Here is a 17,094-nt window from a genome sequence, read left to right as displayed (position 1 = left end):
ATTTAACAATGACATCCACGCTGCTCATCAATGAATTCATGTTTAACCCAAGTCTTTCTGGCGATCCGAACGAATTTATAGAAATCAAGGGTGATGCAGATACGGATTATAGTGAATGGTCGCTAATCGTCGTAGACGGCGATGGAACGGCTTCCGGTAAAATTGATAATGTTTTTCAGCTCGGCGTCACTAACAGTAACGGTTACTGGGTCACACCATACCAGACGAATTCTTTGCAGAACGGCACGCAAACTGTCCTCCTGGTCAAGAATTTTACCGGCAAAGCGGGAGACGATCTGGACACGGCCAACACAGGCACTTTCACCTCTACGCCCTGGTCTGAAATCGGTGACACCATTGCGGTCTCAGATGGCGGAAAGGGCGATCCAACTTACGCGAACGCGCCCGTTCTCACAGGCAAATTAATTGCCGGCGCCTCCCGCATTCCTGACGGAAGGGACACTGACAGCGCATCAGACTGGACTGTGGATGATCCAGCTCTTTCTGGCATTGCGGGTTACGGCACAACGCCTGCCGCTGGAACAGTTCTCGTAACACCCGGTGCTGCAAACGACGGCTCTGATGCCGGAGGTTCCTCTGGGTCTGACGATGGCTCTTCCGGGTCGGACACGGGATCAGGCGGCAGCGGTGATGACTCCGGCACCACTACCCCGACAACACCAACATCTCTGACGATCCAGCAGATTAACGGGAATGGTTATTACAGTACGGTAGCGGGCAGCAGCGTCACCACCACGGGTGTCGTCACAGCCATTGATACGAATGGCAGTATCGGATTCTGGATCCAGCAGTCCAGCAAGGACGCCAGCAACGTCGGAAGTACCGGCCTGTTTGTCTATGCCGGAAAAAACGCAACGCTCCCGACTGTTGGCACAACAGTCTCCGTAACCGGCACTGTCACGAATTACTCCGGTACATCCTGGAGCAAGTCCCTCACTTTACCGGAACTCAATCTCGTCTCCTACACAGACACGGGTGCTGCCTACACGGCCATTACCCCAGCGGTGGTGGGTCAAGGTGGCCTCACCGTTCCGGCGGCATCCTATCTCGGCGATCTGCAACAGGCGATCGACCTCAACACCAGTACGGCTTCCCTCAATCCAGACACCAACGCTTTGGACTTTTACCGGAGCCTCATCGGTCAGGTCATTACCCTGCATGACGTTGTGGCCACCGGCGCCACAGCCTCTAACGCCACATGGGTCGTGCCGGATAACGGCAATGGACTGCTCACGCCGACTGGCGCTCTTCAGAGCACCGAGAGCAGCATCAACACCCAGCGCGTCGAGATCTACTACGATAGCGGTGTCACTCCTGGCTCTGCCATCAGTGCCGAAGTAGGCGACAAGCTCGGCGATATCACGGGTGTTCTAACGTATTACAACGGCGTTTATGAACTGATCCCGACCACACAGGTCACGGTCATTCACACTGAAACGCCTGCGCCAGTTACGACCTTCCACAAGGACGAGCAGAACCTTCTCGTCAGCGACTACAATATCGAGAATTTCAACGCCCTGGACCCGGCAAATGCGGACCGTCTAAAGCAGGTCGCGCAGATCATCGTCAAAAATCTCGACAGTCCGGATGTTCTGGCTGTTCAGGAAATTCAGGATGACAGTGGCGTCACTAACGATGGAACTGTCAGCGCTGAGCAGAACCTTGCCGCTCTGGTCAAAGCCATCGCTGATGCCGGGGGCCCCACTTATTCCTGGGCTCAGGTCGATCCAGCAAATGGCACGCAGGGTGGCATCTCCGGCGGCAATATCCGCAGCGTCTTCCTCTACAACGCAGACCGCGTCACACTGAAAGAACCCGTGACCACCATCGGCAGTGAGGAACTGAGCGGCACGTTTAAGAACACCCGCCTGCCCCTGGTTGGAACCTTCGAGTTCAATGGCAAGGATGTCACGCTCATTAACGTGCATCTGTCCTCGCAGGCCGGAAGTTCGGAGTTGTATGGTGCGACCCAGCCACCAGTAAACCATGGCGGCACGACAGCGACGGTCAACAACCGTATCGCGCAGGCCCAGTACATCACGAACTACGTCCAGAACCAGCTTTCGAGCGATCCTACCGCCAAGATCGGCATCCTTGGAGACTTCAATGACGTGGCGTGGAGCGACGCCAACCAGATCTATGCCAATGCTGGCCTGACGGACATGGAGACCAAAGAAGATGCAAGCAATCGCTACACCTACATCTATGAAGGCAACGCGCAGTCACTCGACCATACGGTCGGAACGGACGGGTTTGCGAATGCGGGCCAGTTCCAGACCCTGCACGTTAATACGGGACAACTCGACGCAGAGTCAGATCACGATCCGTCCCTGACCCTTCTGGAAATGACGGATTACAGGGCTACGAACGGCACAGCCCTGTCTGACGTTACTCTGACAAGCAGCCAGAGCGCTGCCGTCCATAGCGGTAGTACGGCCACGAATGTCAGCGTTGGAGATGGAAGCCGTCTTGCACTTTATGCAGGCAGCACGACCCGAAACATCCATCTTTCCAGTGGTGCAAAAGTGGACCTGCCAGAACTCGCATGGTCCGAAAGTGCTACGGCAACGCTCACTGATCCATCCACGCTGGAAATTTCCAACGGCACAGACACCTATACGATAGCCCTCGACAGCGATTACGCCGCCGATTTCTTCACAGTTCAGTCTGACAGTACAGGCGGCACACTCCTGCTGGCCGAAGGGACGCCGTGCTATTGCCGCGGCACGCTCATTCTGACGAACCGCGGGGAGATTCCGGTCGAACAGCTCGAAATCGGTGATCTTGTTCAGACCCGTTCGAACGGTCTCCGAGCCATCCACTGGATTGGTCGCCGAAACTATGCGGGCGCGTTCGCTAATGGGAACCGTGACATCCTTCCGGTCATCTTCCGTAGCGGTTCTCTAGGCAATAATCTGCCACAACAGGATCTGTCCGTTTCGCCACTCCACGCCATGTATCTGGACGGGGTTCTGATCCCCGCAGTCGCTCTGGTCAACGGCACAAGCATCCTTCAGGCAGAACGCATGGATGAGGTGGCTTATTTCCACATTGAGCTGGAAAGCCACGACGTCATCTTCGCGAACGGTGCAGAGTCCGAAACCTTTGTGGACGATAGCTCTCGCGGCATGTTCCACAATGCTTCCGAGTATGATGCGCTCTATCCTGCGGCAGAGCAGGTTCAGGCCCGCTATTGTGCGCCACGTGTTGAAGAAGGCGCTCAGCTAGCCGCCATTCGGACACGCCTGAACGCTCTTTCGACGAAAACACGTGTGGCAACGGGCCCTCTGGAAGGCTTCCTGGACGTTGTAACCCACACTCATATTGAAGGGTGGGCACGCGTTCCGGGCAGCACTGACGCCGTTCGCCTTCAGATCCTTGATAATGGGGTTGTTCTCGGCGAAGTCACCACGGGAACGGCAAGGCCGGATGTTGGTGGAGCCTGTGGCTTCCGATTTGATATTCCAGGCGGTCTGTCTCCGCTGGATCGTCACGTTCTGGAAGTGCGTCGCGCCACCGATCACGCTCCCTTGGGCAACACGCCCTGGATGATGGACCAGATGGAGCAGAAAATTCCACAGGCCGTTCTGGCACCGTCGCCAGTGGCCCCTATGGATGGCTTCATCGACATCGCTACACGCAATCGCATCTCCGGCTGGGCGACGAACCCTGCTAACCCGGAAGATGGCGTGACGCTACAGATCGTCGATAACGGTGTGGTTCTCGCTTCCATCGTGGCGAACGGTCGCCGCCCCGATGTTGCCAAGAGCGGACGGCCCCTGCTCTGCGGCTTCGATGTGATCCTGCCCGGCGGCCTGTCCCCTCTCACACGCCATGTTCTGGAAGTGCGTCGGGAAGAGGACGGTGCACTTCTGGGCACGCCACAGGTTCTGGAACCCGTAACGGCCTTCGACGCGGATATGGAGCAGACTGTAGCCCGCGCTGTGTCTGCTGCCGCTGACGAGCAGTCTGGCGATCAGGTTCTGTCCTTCCTCCTCGGACAGGTGGAAAAACTCCGACAGTCCCGTGCGCTGGCCTTGAGTGGTCTGGCAGAACAGTCGCTTCATGCCACGCGCCGTCGCCGGGGAATGCCCACAAAGGCCACAACGCAGCGCAAGCGCGCACTCGTCATTGACAGTTTTCGCCCCGATGCCAATCGGGATGCAGGGTCGCAGGCGATCCTGTCTCACATGATGGCCCTCGAAACTCTGGGTTATGACGTCTGTTTCGTAGCCGCTGACCAAATGGACATGACCGCTCCTCTGGACTCACTGCCGAGTGTAAAGGTGCAGGGACTCCCGTTCTTTGCGTCCGTCGAAGACGTTCTGCGTCGCCAGTTGAACAGCTTCGACGTCGTGTATCTGCACCGTGAAGACATCGCGACGCGCTACATGGCACTCGTCCGCCGTAACCAACAAAAAGCCTACGTCCTCTACAGCGTCGCAGACCTTCACTTCCTGCGTCTGGCACGTCAGGCCGCAGTGCAGGGCCGACCGGAACTGATGGCGAAAGCCAATCAGATTCGGGTGGCGGAATACCGTGCAGCTCTCCAGGCAGATGCTGTCCTGACGCACTCTGAAGCGGAAGCAGCCCAGCTTCGAAAAGATCTGCCGCAAGCCATTGTGCATGTGGTTCCATGGGTAACACCTGCGGCCAGCACATCGTCCAGAAGCCACGACAGAACCGGCGTACTATTCATCGGTAACTACGCACATGCCCCAAACAGCGATGCCGTGCAGTGGCTGGTGCATGACATCATGCCCGCGGTGTGGGCCATGGATCCGACCATTACCTGCACTCTGGTCGGGGCAGAGATGCCAGACAGCATCCATGCTCTGGCCAGCGATCGCATCCGGGTTCTTGGTCATGTCCAGAACCTGAACAGCGTGCTGAATCAGGCGCGCCTCAGTGTCGCTCCTCTCCGGTTCGGGGCGGGCATCAAGGGGAAGGTGTTGGCAAGCCTGTCTGCGGGCGTGCCCTGCATCATGACGCCCGTGGCCGCAGAAGGACTGGCGCTTCCGGAAAGCCTGCGTGGCCTCGTCCAGTCCACCACCCAAGACATGGTCCAACAGATTGTGGCGCTGCACTCCGCCAGAACTCTGTCTGGCATCATTGAAGCCGGACAGACATACACCAGCGTCACATTCTCTGAAGACGCTGTGACAACGGCACTAGGCATGGCACTTGAGCGGAAAGTAACGCTTCAGGCAGCAGGCTGAAGAAAAAGTCAGGACTGACCCAGGAGACCCATCCATCGATCCATGATGAGGCCTTCCTGAAACTCCAGTGCTTTAAGACGGGCCATGTCAGACATGGCCCGCCTTTTTTCATTCTGCTCCATCAGAGCCAGAAGAGCTTCAGCAAGTCCGATATAATCCTCTGGTGGCACGAGGATTCCTGTTTCCTGCGGCACAACCACTTCCGCCGGGCCAGTTTCGCAATCCAACGCCACCACTGGCACTCCCGCTGAGGCAGCCTCAAGCAGAACCATCGGCAGCCCTTCGTAGCGCGATGAACACACGTAGAGCGCGGCCTGCCCGTAATCATCGTCCAGATGAGGGGTCGCGGGGGCAATCGTCACGCGCTTCAGGCACGCCGCCTGTTGCAGAAGCATGAGGCGGTCCGGTCCGTCTCCACGCATAAGCAGAGACCAGGCTGCTCCGCGTTGATCGGCTTCTATAATCGCCCAGGCTTTCAGAAGGAGATCATAGCCTTTCTGATCGGTCAGCCGACCTGCCGTCAAAACAAGACGAGAAGTCTGCGCATAAGCTGTCTGCCAGACCGGAGGGGCCATATTGGGGATGACAGCCAGAGACGCTTTGATTGGCAATCCTGCCTGCCAGAGCGCTTTGTCACGCGCTGTCAGAACCACCACATCATCAGCCCATCGCGCCGCAATCTGCCGTCCCCAGACCCGTTTGCGCCGATTGAACGTAATGTTGAAATTGAAGTGCTCCCACACGATGCACCGACACCCGGCCAGACGGGCCGCAGCCACGCCATACAGGGCATGTGTGGCCTCCACAACAACAAGTGTGTCGATGCGGTGACGCTTTAGATAGCGCACCAATTTCCCAACAATTCGTGGCCAGGAATTGAAAATTTTTACCGGCTTTTCAAACAGGGATTTTACGGGAATTCTGTCGTCCAGCGGAAAGACGGGCGCGCCGTTTCCCACCAGTTCCAGCAGATGAACCGTCACATCCCGCTGAACAAGCCCGTTCATCACCGCGCAGGCAGAGCGTTCGGTTCCGCCTGTTGCATTAATATGTTGGATGACAAAGGCGCACCGCATGCGGGATGGTCTACCCCATTCAACTCAAAACGCCTAAGAAACAGATATGACGATTTCACCTCAAACCCTCTCCACCGACGTCGCGATTGTTGGCGCCGGTCCGACCGCCCTCTTCGCAGCTTTTGAATGCGGAATGCTCAAACTGAGCTGCGTCCTGATTGACGCGCTCGACAGCATTGGCGGTCAGTGCGCGGCGCTGTATCCGGAAAAGCCGATTTATGACATTCCGGCGCACCCTTCCATTGAGGGCGGCGCACTCATCGAAGCGCTGGATCAGCAGATTGCGCCGTTCGACGTTCCCCGTCTGCTCGGCTCCCGCGTGGAAACCCTGACGGGCCACCGTGGAGACTTCACGCTCACCACAGCACGTGGCGACACCGTGAAAGCCAAGGCTGTTATCATCGCGGCTGGCGCTGGCGCATTCGGTCCGAACCGTCCACCACTAGACGGACTGGAAGCGTACGAGCGCACGGGTGCAGTTCAGTATTACGTCAAGAAGCGCGCTGATTTCGCCGGCAAGAAAATTGTCGTTGCCGGTGGTGGCGATTCTGCTCTGGATTGGGCACTGTCGCTTTCAGAGGTCGCCGAGCACATTTATCTGCTGCATCGCCGAGACCGCTTCCGCGGTGCCCCGGAAACACTCTCCCGCATCGACGATCAGATCAAAGCAGGCCGTATTGAGAAGGTTGTCCCTTACCAGCTCCACGCTCTGCACGGTACGGACGGCCAGCTTTCTGCTGTGGAAGTCACCACTCTGGCTGGCGAATCCCGCCATCTGGACGCTGATACGCTCCTGCCATTCTATGGTCTTTCCACGGATCTCGGCCCGATCGCACTTTGGGGTCTGGACACGCATCGCAACACGGTTCCGGTCACCCCGGCGACCTTGGAAAGCAGCACACCGGGCATTTTCGCCATCGGTGATGTGGCAACCTATCCTGGTAAGCTTAAATTAATTCTTCAGGGGTTTTCTGAAGGTGCGATGGCAGTTCATGCCATTCACGCCATAGTTCATCCGGATACAGCCCTGCACTTCGAATATTCCACCAGCAAGGGCGTTCCGGGCTGAAAAGCCGGGGGTAGACAACCGTTTCCGCTGGTGCTGATCTGATCGGTACCAAATCGAAAATACGGTTTTCTACCAATCGGAAAGCAGCAGAACTGTCATGAAAATCATCGTCATGGGCGCCGGCGTCATCGGCGTGACAACCGCCTGGTATCTTGCTCAGGAAGGTCATGAAGTTGAGGTTATTGACCGGCAGCCTGGCGTAGGGCTTGAAACGTCCTTCGCCAACGCCGGTCAGGTCTCCCCTGGTTACTCGACACCATGGGCCATGCCGGGTCTGCCGTTCAAAGTCGCCAAATGGATGACCAGCAAACACAGTCCGCTGATCATCCGCCCGCGCTTCGACACAGCCATGTTCCGCTTCATGGGCGAGCTGCTCGCGAACTGTTCGGAAAAAGCATACGACATTAACAAGAGCCGTATGCTTCGGATTGCGGAGTATGCCCGCGATAAAATCGACGCCCTCCGCGACGAAACCGGCATCAAGTATGACGGTGACCAAAAGGGTCTGATCCAACTTTTCCGGACGGATGCCCAGGTCGAACACGCTGCCGAGGACATGCGTCTTCTGGCAGAAAGTGGCGTGGATCATCAGCTTCTGAACGTCGATGAAATCATTGCTCATGAGCCGGGTCTGGCCCATGCACGCCATCGTCTGCGTGGTGGCTTGCGCCTTCCGGGCGATCAGACAGGTGATGCGCATCTCTTCACACGTCGCCTCGCTGCTATGGCCGAACAGAAGGGTGTGAAGTTCCGTCTTGGTACCACGATTGAAGCCATCGAAGCGGCTGACAAATCCATCGTGAGCATTCGTACCAGCGCTGGACGCCTGACAGCAGATGCGTATGTGCTGGCTCTTGGTAGCTACTCCCCGCGCCTGATGAAGCCACTGGAGCTGCGTCTGCCGATCTATCCGGTCAAAGGATACTCCCTGACCATGCCAATCACAGATGAGAGCCGTGCGCCGGTATCCACGGTGAATGATGAAACCTACAAGGTTGCCATCACGCGCCTCGGGGATCGCATCCGCATTGGCGGAACAGCCGAACTGACTGGCTTCAGCCTACGCCTGAGCCCGGACCGTCGTGAAACGCTGGAACTGTCGTTCAACGAGATGTACGGCGGCGGCGACCTTTCTGCTGCACGTTACTGGACCGGCCTGCGTCCCTGCACGCCAGATGGCACCCCCATCGTCGGGCCAGCTCCGCGCTACGGCAATCTGTGGCTTAACACCGGTCACGGCACGCTTGGCTGGACGATGGCAGCGGGCTCCGGCCAGATCGTTGCAGACCAGATCTCCGGCCGACAGACAGCCATCCCGTCACTGGATCTCTCTCTCGACCGTTATCTGTAAAACAACGCTGCTATCGGCTTTATAAAGGCTGATAGCAGCGTTCATTCTCTGGCGGACCGATCTGACGTGATCTGCCAGAACCAACTTTCAGCCATACTCTTCCGCTCAGGCGGACAGAAAATCCTGAACGTCCTCTGCGGACACTGTGCCTTCGTGCTCAAGCAGCTCCTGCTTGCCACCAACATGATGGGGCATCACCATCAAAGGCGTTCCGTCATCCATGAAGCGAATACGCAACGTCTCCCAATCTGGTGCTACAAACTGCTTGTAAGCCTGCACTAAAGCGCATTGGTCGATACACCAGTTGGTCGGATTATCGGGATTGTAGGCAATTTGAAGATAATTATGCAGGAAACGGGCGATGTCGGGCACTTTCTCCGCATTCCCAAAGTAGGAGATGCCAGCCCCGAAACCCCACGGCTCTCCAAAAAATTGATGCCCGGCCTTATCGTATGCATAAAGGCGGAAGCCATAATCTGCCGTGGCTTTCATCTCTTCCCAGACCGTCAAAAAGTCTGAAGGAAAGTAGCCGTCGCAGTCTGCAGTAATGACCGGACAGCTCCAGCGCTCGGCAATTTCCGGAAAAATCAGGTATCGAATGGCCGTATAGGTTGCACCGTCACGATAGGTCAGCGGGCCATGCGCGAAGGTGAAATCAAGCCCATAATCATGAACTGACAATGCACTGACCGTCTTTTCCAACCACTCCAACTGTTCATTCGTCGGGCTATCGATACCCAGACAGAGCCGGATGCGGCCACCCTTCGATCGGGCCATGCACACTTTCAGCAAAGACAGGACTAGCTTGGGAATGAACTGGAAGTATCCAGTATCACATCCGAAAACCACACAAAGCTCTGGCTGAACGTCCTCCTGCCCCGGAAGAACACTGGACTTCCAAGTCCATCCCGAGGTTCCAAGACGGTCTTCCACGACTTTGTTTTCAAGGCCAGAAACCTCAGCTTCAGTCAACCAGGAAAACACACCGCAATTATAGTGGATTGGCACGATCCCGTTTTCGATGGCTTGGGTCTTGGCCTCGCCATAATGCCTGTCTGCGGCAGCTCGATCCCCGGACAGCCACGCGTCATGCCCCAAACAAATCTCGCTCCAGTAACGGACGCCATTACCAGTCTGATCATGGCGCAAAAGCGCCCGACCACGGTCTCGGCTTTTACTGAAACAGAACTGCTCAAACATCAGGCTATAGGCCTGCACCACATCCTGATTGTTTGTTGCGGCCAGCTTCTGAGAGAGCATCAGGGAATCAAAAAGAGGATCGAAGCCACTTCCTGAAACCTGTTGCATCAGTTCTGGCAGAAGAAGAAGCATGTTCTCTCCTGCTGCCATTCTGGTCTGCAGGTAATCAAACTGCTCGAGCATGGTCGAATCAGAAAATTTTTGCGCCAGCGCATCCGAGAGATGCTTAGTCGCAGCGGCATGATCTCCCATGCGCTCCGCCAAGACGGCTTGGAAATAGCCTAGATCCGGACGGTCATCATAAAGGCGGGCATATTTTAGAAACTCTTGTCCGAAAGTCAGTCTTTCCTGCTCTGCACACATCCGGGCCAAATACAGGAGATGAATGATTTCATGCGGTGCAGCGGACACCCTTAAAATCTGCCTGCGCAGTTCTTCAATCTCAGGGGTAGAAACTGCCCCGACGAAACTTTCGGACACGCCACGCAAAAGCTTGGACAAGAGGGCGGACGGGCAGGCTCCTAAAATCCAGACGGTTTCATCGCCTGCAGTCTGCAGAAGAATAGTATCCCCTTCGATTGTCGCCAGAAGTGTTTCCAATGGCCATTTCTGATCTCCAATGAAGAGAGAAAATTCCTGAATACACGGCAGCTGTAGAGGTCCATTCCCAATGGACCACCTCCGCGAGAGCAGCGCATGCAGGACAGGAAGCAGAGAGGCCTTGATTGGTAAGAAACTCTCCCATTCCAGATGATAACCTGCCCAGTCCAGGTCTATGGCATTGCGACTGGACAGGAACTCCGTACCCATCGTCAAAACACACAACGGTCGTACGGCCCCCGGCAAAGGACAGAGCGACAACCCTGCCCAACTGGGCATCATGTCATATTCGCCTTCTACCAGAACGGGTGTGACCACTTTCAACAATACGTCTGCAAAAGATGCTGTGCATAAACAGGCTTCCCTGCTGGAAACAAGCGTCCCATGCCAAGACAAAAGATAAGAAGCCATGAAATCCACACCCGGAAAATTGAAACGACTGTATGTCTTGCAAGCGAAGGTTTGAGAGGACCGTACAGTAAAAACAAAAAAAGCGGGACCAGCCTGAGCCAATCCCGCTTTCCTCTACTTACCGCCCGGTAAAACCGGGTAAGCCGCCATTAGTTGGACGGTGCTGCTTCATCCGTCGTGGAGGCAGCAGCGGCAGCCTTCTTGTGCTTCTTGTGATGGTGCTTCTTGTGATGATGCTTCTTCGTGGTGCTCGTCTTGTCGGACGTTGCAGCATCCGTGGATGCAGCTTCCGGAGCGGCGGCAGGCGCCGCCGGTTCTGCTGGCGCGGCAGGAGCCGTCGGAGCAGGCGTTGCTTCGACCGGAGCAGACACTGGATCAGCGAAAGCCGGAGCAGCTGTCAGGGCCAGAGCAGAAACGGCGGCGATTAGGGAACGATTGAAAAGGCGCATCTGAGAACAAAGCTCCAGAAAACTAAAAAACGGACCACATTTCAGAAAAATCGAAGTGGCCATGCTTTGAAATTAGCACCAGTGCGCGTCTTCGTCGTGCATTAACTTTATGAAATTTCAGGGGGATAGAGGTTCCTCTTCGCAAATACGCCTCAATTCCGCCAAAGTCCCGTCGAGGACTTCCTGATTTCTTGCCCCTCGACTCTTAGCCATAAAAAAACGCGCACCGGAAGCCCGGTGCGCGTTTTTCAAAATCTATTCCCTAAGGGGAAAGATCAGCTTTCGCGGCTCTTGGAAGCGCGCTTACGCTCGTTCGGATCCAGATAACGCTTACGGATACGAATGGCGGACGGCGTCACTTCAACCAGCTCATCATCTTCAATGTAGGCGATGGCCTGCTCAAGGCTCATACGGCGCGGCGGCGTCAGAAGCAGGGCTTCGTCCTTGCCGGATGCACGCATGTTGGTCAGCTTCTTTTCACGGACCGCATTGATGTCCAGATCGTTCTCGCGGGAGTGCTCACCCAGGATCATGCCTGTGTAAATCTTCTCGCCAGCGTCCACGAACATCGTGCCACGATCCTGAAGGGCGAACAGCGCGTACTGCGTTGTCTGACCGTCTTCAGCGGAGATCAGAGAGCCGTTACGACGTCCTTCGATCGTGCCGACATACGGCAGATAACCATGGAACAGACGGTTCATGAGGCCCGTGCCGCGCGTGTCGGTCAGGAACTCACCGTGATAGCCGATCAGGCCACGGGACGGGATCAGGAACGTCAGACGAACCTTGCCACCACCGGACGGACGCATGTCCTGCATCACACCCTTACGCAGGGACATCTTCTCGACGACAACACCGGAATACGGCTCGTCAACGTCGACCAGAACTTCTTCGAACGGCTCTTCACGATCGCCGGTCTCTTCGTTTTCACGGAAGAGAACGCGCGGACGACCGATCGTCAGCTCAAAGCCTTCACGACGCATCTGCTCAATCAGAACGCCAAGCTGAAGTTCACCACGACCGGCAACTTCAAAAGCTTCGCTTTCCGGGCTTTCCGTAACCTTAATGGCCACGTTGCCTTCGGTTTCCTTGAAGAGACGGTCACGGATCTGACGGGACGTAACCTTCTTGCCTTCACGGCCACCCAGCGGACCATCGTTGATACGGAAGGTCATGGACAGGGTCGGCGGATCAACCGGGCGGGACGGCAGCGGCTCGCTGATGGACGGGTCAGCAATCGTGTCCGGAATCGTTGCTTCGGACAGACCAGCAACGGCCACGATGTCACCAGCTTCGGCTTCATCAACCGGCACGCGGTCCAGACCACGGAAAGACAGCAGCTTGGTCAGACGGCCGGTTTCGACAACCGTTCCGTCCGGACGCAGCACGCGAACCGGCATGTTCACCTTCGCACGGCCCTGATCGATACGACCCGTCAGGATACGGCCAAGGAAGTTGTCGCTCTCAAGGATGGTTGCAACCATGCCGAAAGGCGCATCCTTGTCGACGTTTGGCGTCGGGACGTGGCGCAGAACCAGATCGAACAGCGGGGACAGGTCCTTCTTCGGTCCGTCCAGCTCAAGATCAGCCCAGCCCTGACGGCCGGAAGCGTACAGCATCGGGAAGTCGAGCTGATGCTCGTCTGCACCCAGGGATGCGAACAGATCAAAGATTTCTTCGTGCACTTCGTCCGGACGCGCGTCGCTACGGTCGATCTTGTTCACGACCACGATCGGGCGGATGCCACGGGCCAGAGCCTTGCCCAGAACGAACTTCGTCTGCGGCAGAGCACCTTCAGCGGCGTCAACGAGGATGATCGCGCCATCCACCATGCTCAGGATACGCTCGACTTCGCCACCGAAGTCAGCATGGCCCGGCGTATCAATGATGTTGATACGCGAGTCTTTCCAGACAACGGATGTGCACTTGGCAAGAATGGTAATGCCACGCTCGCGTTCGAGATCATTGCTGTCCATCGCGCGATCAGCAACGTGCTGGTTCTCGCGGAAAGAGCCGGACTGCTTGAGGAGCGCGTCAACCAGCGTGGTTTTGCCATGATCGACGTGCGCGATGATGGCGATGTTACGGATTTCCATGTGGTCTTCCAGACGGTGCATCGAAGATAAGAATTTGCGCCGTCTTCTGCACCGAATCCCGCGAATATGCAAACTCTGTCGCAGTCTTTTCGTAAAGGGGCCGGGTTGAGTGAGGCGCAAAGCTGGTCCACATCTTCGGAAAACACAGTCTTTCCGCGAGAAGAATCCACCATGTCCGACCATCATCCAACGGGGCCTTCCGCCCCGGGAACTGACGCCCTGAGCCAGCTTGGCCGTAACACGCCCGCCGCAAACAGCCCGGAAGAGGCCGTTCTGGAGCGTGTGCCCTCCCCTCATCAGGGTCGCAAATACGTTGTGCGCTTCACGGCACCGGAGTTCACATCTCTTTGCCCCGTGACCGGCCAGCCGGACTTCGCGCACATCGTCATCGATTACATCCCGAGCAAATGGATCGTGGAGAGCAAGTCTCTCAAGCTGTACCTGACCAGCTTCCGCAATCACGGCGCTTTCCACGAGGATTGCTCCGTTGCGATTGCCGAACGCCTTGTCGAACTGCTCGATCCGGAATGGCTGCGCATCGGAGCCTACTGGTACCCCCGCGGCGGCATTCCAATCGATGTCTTCTGGCAGACAGGTGAGCCACCAGCAGGCGTCTGGATTCCCTCACAGGACGTTCCCGGCTATCGGGGCCGTGGCTGAGACATGACTGAAGCGGCTGCCATTGCCCGTGCCCGCGGGCCTGTCACCCAGGCACGGCTGGCGGTTGATTTCAGACGGATTGGCCTTGAACCCGGCATGACGGTTCTGGTTCATACAGCCATGAGCCGTATTGGCTGGATCTGTGGCGGGGCAAGAAGTGTTATCGAGGCTCTTCTTCAGGTTGTGGGGCCGGAAGGCACGATTGTCATGCCTGCGCAGTCTTCGGACCTGAGCGATCCCGCCGGATGGTGTGATCCACCCGTCCCACAGACCTGGTGGGACACCATTCGCGCCAGCATGCCTGCGTTCGATCCCCGTACAACCTCCACGCGGGGCGTTGGCACAGTTACCGAGGCCTTCCGCACGTGGCCCGGGACGCTCCGAAGCCTGCATCCGCAGGTGTCCTTTACAGCCCGGGGTCCACGCGCTGCAGACATCCTCTCCAGCCAGCCTCTTGAGGACCCGTTTGGCGTTGTTTCGCCTCTCGCGGCTCTGAACCAGTGCGGCGCTTACGTGCTGATGATCGGCACCGGCTGGGAAACCTGTACGGCGCTTCATCTGGCGGAACGCCTCTCAGATCCGCATGGCCCCACGTTTGAAGACGGAACTGCTCTGCTGGTGGATGGGGAACGTCGTTGGGTCCGGTTCCGAATGCCGCAAACGAATGTGGAGCGCTTTCCGGCCATCGGGGCAAAGCTGGATGGACAGGCCATGCTGCAACATGGCCATGTCGGGGCGGCCCCCTCGCGGCTGTTTCCAGTTGCGCAGGCCGTTGATACGGCCGTGGAAATGTGGAGCTTACCGTCCCCCTTATGATGTAACCGGAATGCGCATTTCAGTCCCCCTGTGCGGGCTCTTTCTGAGGGCCAGAACAATGAGAACCACTCCATAAACAAGCGCCACACCATCCACACTCACAGCCAAGGACGTGGCCGTTCCCGACGTCAGAGATCGTGTCATGTCTGTCAGGGGGATCAGAAGGGTCAGCACGCCAGCCACACTCAGAAGGGGGCGAAGACTTCTCGTTCCGCCCCAACACGCAGCGACAGTGAGGCAGATGAAAAAGACCGCGTAAAACAGGGCCTCAGCTGCCTGGTAGTGGCCGCCTTCTGGCAAGAAAGGCGCGGCAGCAAGAACTGCGGATACACCGCTGATGCAGCCAATCATGCAGCCTGTTGTCAAAGCCGAAAGGCAGCGCGTTCCAAAGCTGTCTTCCGCCAGACCAGCCGAGCGGTCACGGCGTCTGCGTGATGAGATCCAGAGCTGATTGCCTGAGTAAAACAGGAATGCTCCCCCAAACCCCAAAACGGCATAGCCCCACCGGATCAGCCACCCTCCGTAAGTCCCGAAATGCAGAGCGTAGATCAACGTGAGGGCCTGGAATGCCGGCTTCTGATGGTTAGGCAGAAAATCAGTTGAGATCAGGCGCCCTGTGTAAGGATTGACCTCGCCATACCCCCCATCCGGCCGACGGCTGATCTGTGCCGCATCCTGTACCGTCACGTGCAAAGACAGCTTCCCGCCCCGGCTGGAATAGGCCAGCGTGTCCGGCTCAAGCCCCGGAACCTGCTTTCGAAAGGCATCGACAATCGCCAGTGGCTCAAGAAGTGCCTGAGGCCGGTCACCTTGGTGCGAGTGATTTTTCTGAGGCAGATGCGTAGACACTGCTGGCAGAAACAGGGTTTTCTCCAACGCCATGATGGGCTGATGAAATGCAAACCCAGCAGCCGTTGCAGCCATCACGATGTGAAACGGCAGCGAGCAAACACCCAGCAATGTATGAAAATCGAGCCACATGCGGCGCAGATTTTCGGTCAGTCTGACGGCAAAGAGATTACGGACCAGAGAGGGCAGAAGAACAATCGTGCCCGACACAAGCGCCACAGCATACAAGAGCGCCACACTCCCCATGATGAGGCGCCCATATTCCCGGTTCAGGGGAAGGCCTATTCTTTGATGCAGGATGTTGAGGAAATACCCGACCTGCGAGGGCGTTCTCGTCTGGGTAACGAGTGTGCCATCTGCGGCCAGACCTGCATAAACTGTCCGTGCAGGCCCATGGTCCCTGTCTGATGAGACAACCCACATGAGGCTCGATGGACTGGTCTCATCCGGATGCAAAACCACAGTATGGTTGGCAATCATGGACGGATCTGCCGTCTCGGCCTTCTGCACCAGTTCGGATAGGCGATCTGCCGAAACCGGTGCTGGCAACGCAGCTGTGCGAGAGGCCCAGTTCCCCAGTGGCAATTCAAACATCGTCATGCCGCCTGCGTAAAAGGCGATGAACAGGAACAGTCCCGCCATAATGCCGACCCAGCTATGAACGTTCCGGTAAAGCCGGACGACATCCCCGCGAATCTTCATGCCATGACACCATGCAGAAGGAAAAACAGGACCCACACCCCGGCATTTGCAACAGCCAGTGCCAGCCATGCCTGACGGGGCGAGCGGAACAGAAAAGAAAATGCCACCACGAGCCCCCAGACAGGCCCGGGAAACCAGCGCAGGATTTGAGACGTAGCTGTCTTGAGTTGGGCATCGGCGTGAAACAGTAACCCAAGGACGCCCATCAAACCGATCGCCAACGTCGCGCCAAGGATCAGGCCAGCCAGCACCTTTCCGATCCACCCGGTTCCATCCAGGGGCTTGGCCTGTGTCGAACTACTCACGATGATCGCCCCTGAGGTCTGAAAAGCGCCAGGGCCAGAGGCAGCAGACTACACGACAGCATCAGCACGGTTCCAACCACCAGCAGCGCTGTGAGGAGATGTATCCTCAGGGCCATTACCTCTACCGCAGCCAACAGACTGAGCAGCCCCGGCACTACGCCTGCACGCAATGAGAGAGAGCGACGTATCAAACACTGAGACGGCGCCGACAAGTAAAACAGTTCTGCTGCGAGAACGGTCAGGACTACAGAAAGGAGTTCGAGCACCACG

General features: G+C 57.1%; 12 protein-coding genes. 5 read left to right on the top strand and 7 right to left on the bottom strand.

Annotation, left to right across the window (positions count from 1 at the left end; genetic code table 11):
* Positions 1 to 8: 8 nt before the first annotated feature.
* Positions 9 to 5,240, top strand: coding sequence for a Hint domain-containing protein (locus tag KP708_RS05780; RefSeq protein WP_215749324.1), 5,232 nt, complete (start codon positions 9 to 11; stop codon positions 5,238 to 5,240).
* Between the two features lie 8 nt (positions 5,241 to 5,248).
* Here the strand turns inward: KP708_RS05780 and KP708_RS05775 are convergent, their stop codons facing one another.
* Entirely contained in the window at positions 5,249 to 6,316 is a 1,068-nt protein-coding gene (locus tag KP708_RS05775) for a glycosyltransferase family 4 protein (RefSeq protein ID WP_215749326.1), read from the bottom strand.
* 46 nt (positions 6,317 to 6,362) lie between these two features.
* Here KP708_RS05775 and KP708_RS05770 point away from each other — a divergent pair, with 46 nt between their 5' ends.
* Positions 6,363 to 7,385, top strand: coding sequence for an NAD(P)/FAD-dependent oxidoreductase (locus KP708_RS05770; protein ID WP_215749328.1), 1,023 nt, complete (start codon positions 6,363 to 6,365; stop codon positions 7,383 to 7,385).
* A 97-nt stretch (positions 7,386 to 7,482) separates the two neighbouring features.
* Entirely contained in the window at positions 7,483 to 8,736 is a 1,254-nt protein-coding gene (locus tag KP708_RS05765; RefSeq protein WP_215749330.1) for a D-amino acid dehydrogenase, read from the top strand.
* 105 nt (positions 8,737 to 8,841) lie between these two features.
* On the opposite strand, the gene KP708_RS05760 is transcribed toward KP708_RS05765, so the two are convergent.
* From KP708_RS05760 to typA, 3 genes are all read right to left on the bottom strand, one after another.
* Positions 8,842 to 10,947 carry a hypothetical protein gene (locus KP708_RS05760; RefSeq protein WP_215757159.1) on the bottom strand — a complete coding sequence of 702 codons (2,106 nt, stop codon included), beginning with the start codon at positions 10,945 to 10,947 and terminating at the stop codon, positions 8,842 to 8,844.
* Positions 10,948 to 11,096: 149 nt separating this feature from the next.
* Entirely contained in the window at positions 11,097 to 11,396 is a 300-nt protein-coding gene (locus KP708_RS05755; protein WP_046900907.1) for a hypothetical protein, read from the bottom strand.
* Between the two features lie 275 nt (positions 11,397 to 11,671).
* The gene (gene typA / locus KP708_RS05750; RefSeq protein WP_086634249.1) at positions 11,672 to 13,492 is read right to left on the bottom strand and encodes a translational GTPase TypA; all 1,821 of its coding nucleotides are present in this window, start codon (positions 13,490 to 13,492) and stop codon (positions 11,672 to 11,674) included.
* A gap of 171 nt (positions 13,493 to 13,663) precedes the next feature.
* Here typA and queF point away from each other — a divergent pair, with 171 nt between their 5' ends.
* Together queF and KP708_RS05740 are read left to right on the top strand one after the other, a co-directional pair.
* Entirely contained in the window at positions 13,664 to 14,152 is a 489-nt protein-coding gene (gene queF, locus KP708_RS05745) for a preQ(1) synthase (RefSeq protein WP_046900909.1), read from the top strand.
* Positions 14,153 to 14,155: 3 nt separating this feature from the next.
* Positions 14,156 to 14,968 (top strand): aminoglycoside N(3)-acetyltransferase, encoded by an 813-nt coding sequence (locus tag KP708_RS05740; protein ID WP_215749336.1) that lies wholly within the window; start codon positions 14,156 to 14,158, stop codon positions 14,966 to 14,968.
* Here KP708_RS05740 and KP708_RS05735 read toward each other — a convergent pair.
* The 3 genes from KP708_RS05735 to KP708_RS05725 are packed head-to-tail and all read right to left on the bottom strand — an operon-like array spanning position 14,963 to position 17,093.
* Complete coding sequence (locus tag KP708_RS05735) at positions 14,963 to 16,519, bottom strand: PepSY domain-containing protein (protein ID WP_215749338.1); 1,557 nt, start codon at positions 16,517 to 16,519, stop codon at positions 14,963 to 14,965. The genes KP708_RS05740 and KP708_RS05735 overlap by 6 nt on opposite strands.
* Complete coding sequence (locus tag KP708_RS05730; protein WP_371822673.1) at positions 16,516 to 16,824, bottom strand: hypothetical protein; 309 nt, start codon at positions 16,822 to 16,824, stop codon at positions 16,516 to 16,518. The genes KP708_RS05735 and KP708_RS05730 overlap by 4 nt, the downstream gene beginning before the upstream one ends.
* On the bottom strand, positions 16,821 to 17,093 hold the full coding sequence (locus KP708_RS05725) for a hypothetical protein (protein ID WP_371822674.1): 273 nt from the start codon (positions 17,091 to 17,093) through the stop codon (positions 16,821 to 16,823). The genes KP708_RS05730 and KP708_RS05725 overlap by 4 nt, the downstream gene beginning before the upstream one ends.
* Between the last annotated feature and the right edge of the window lies 1 nt (position 17,094).

Source organism: Gluconobacter sp. P5H9_a (assembly GCF_018812085.1).
In the GTDB taxonomy this organism is placed as follows: domain Bacteria; phylum Pseudomonadota; class Alphaproteobacteria; order Acetobacterales; family Acetobacteraceae; genus Gluconobacter.
The sequence above is the reverse complement of the archived record's forward strand: the minus strand, read 5'-3'. Positions and strand labels throughout refer to the sequence as shown.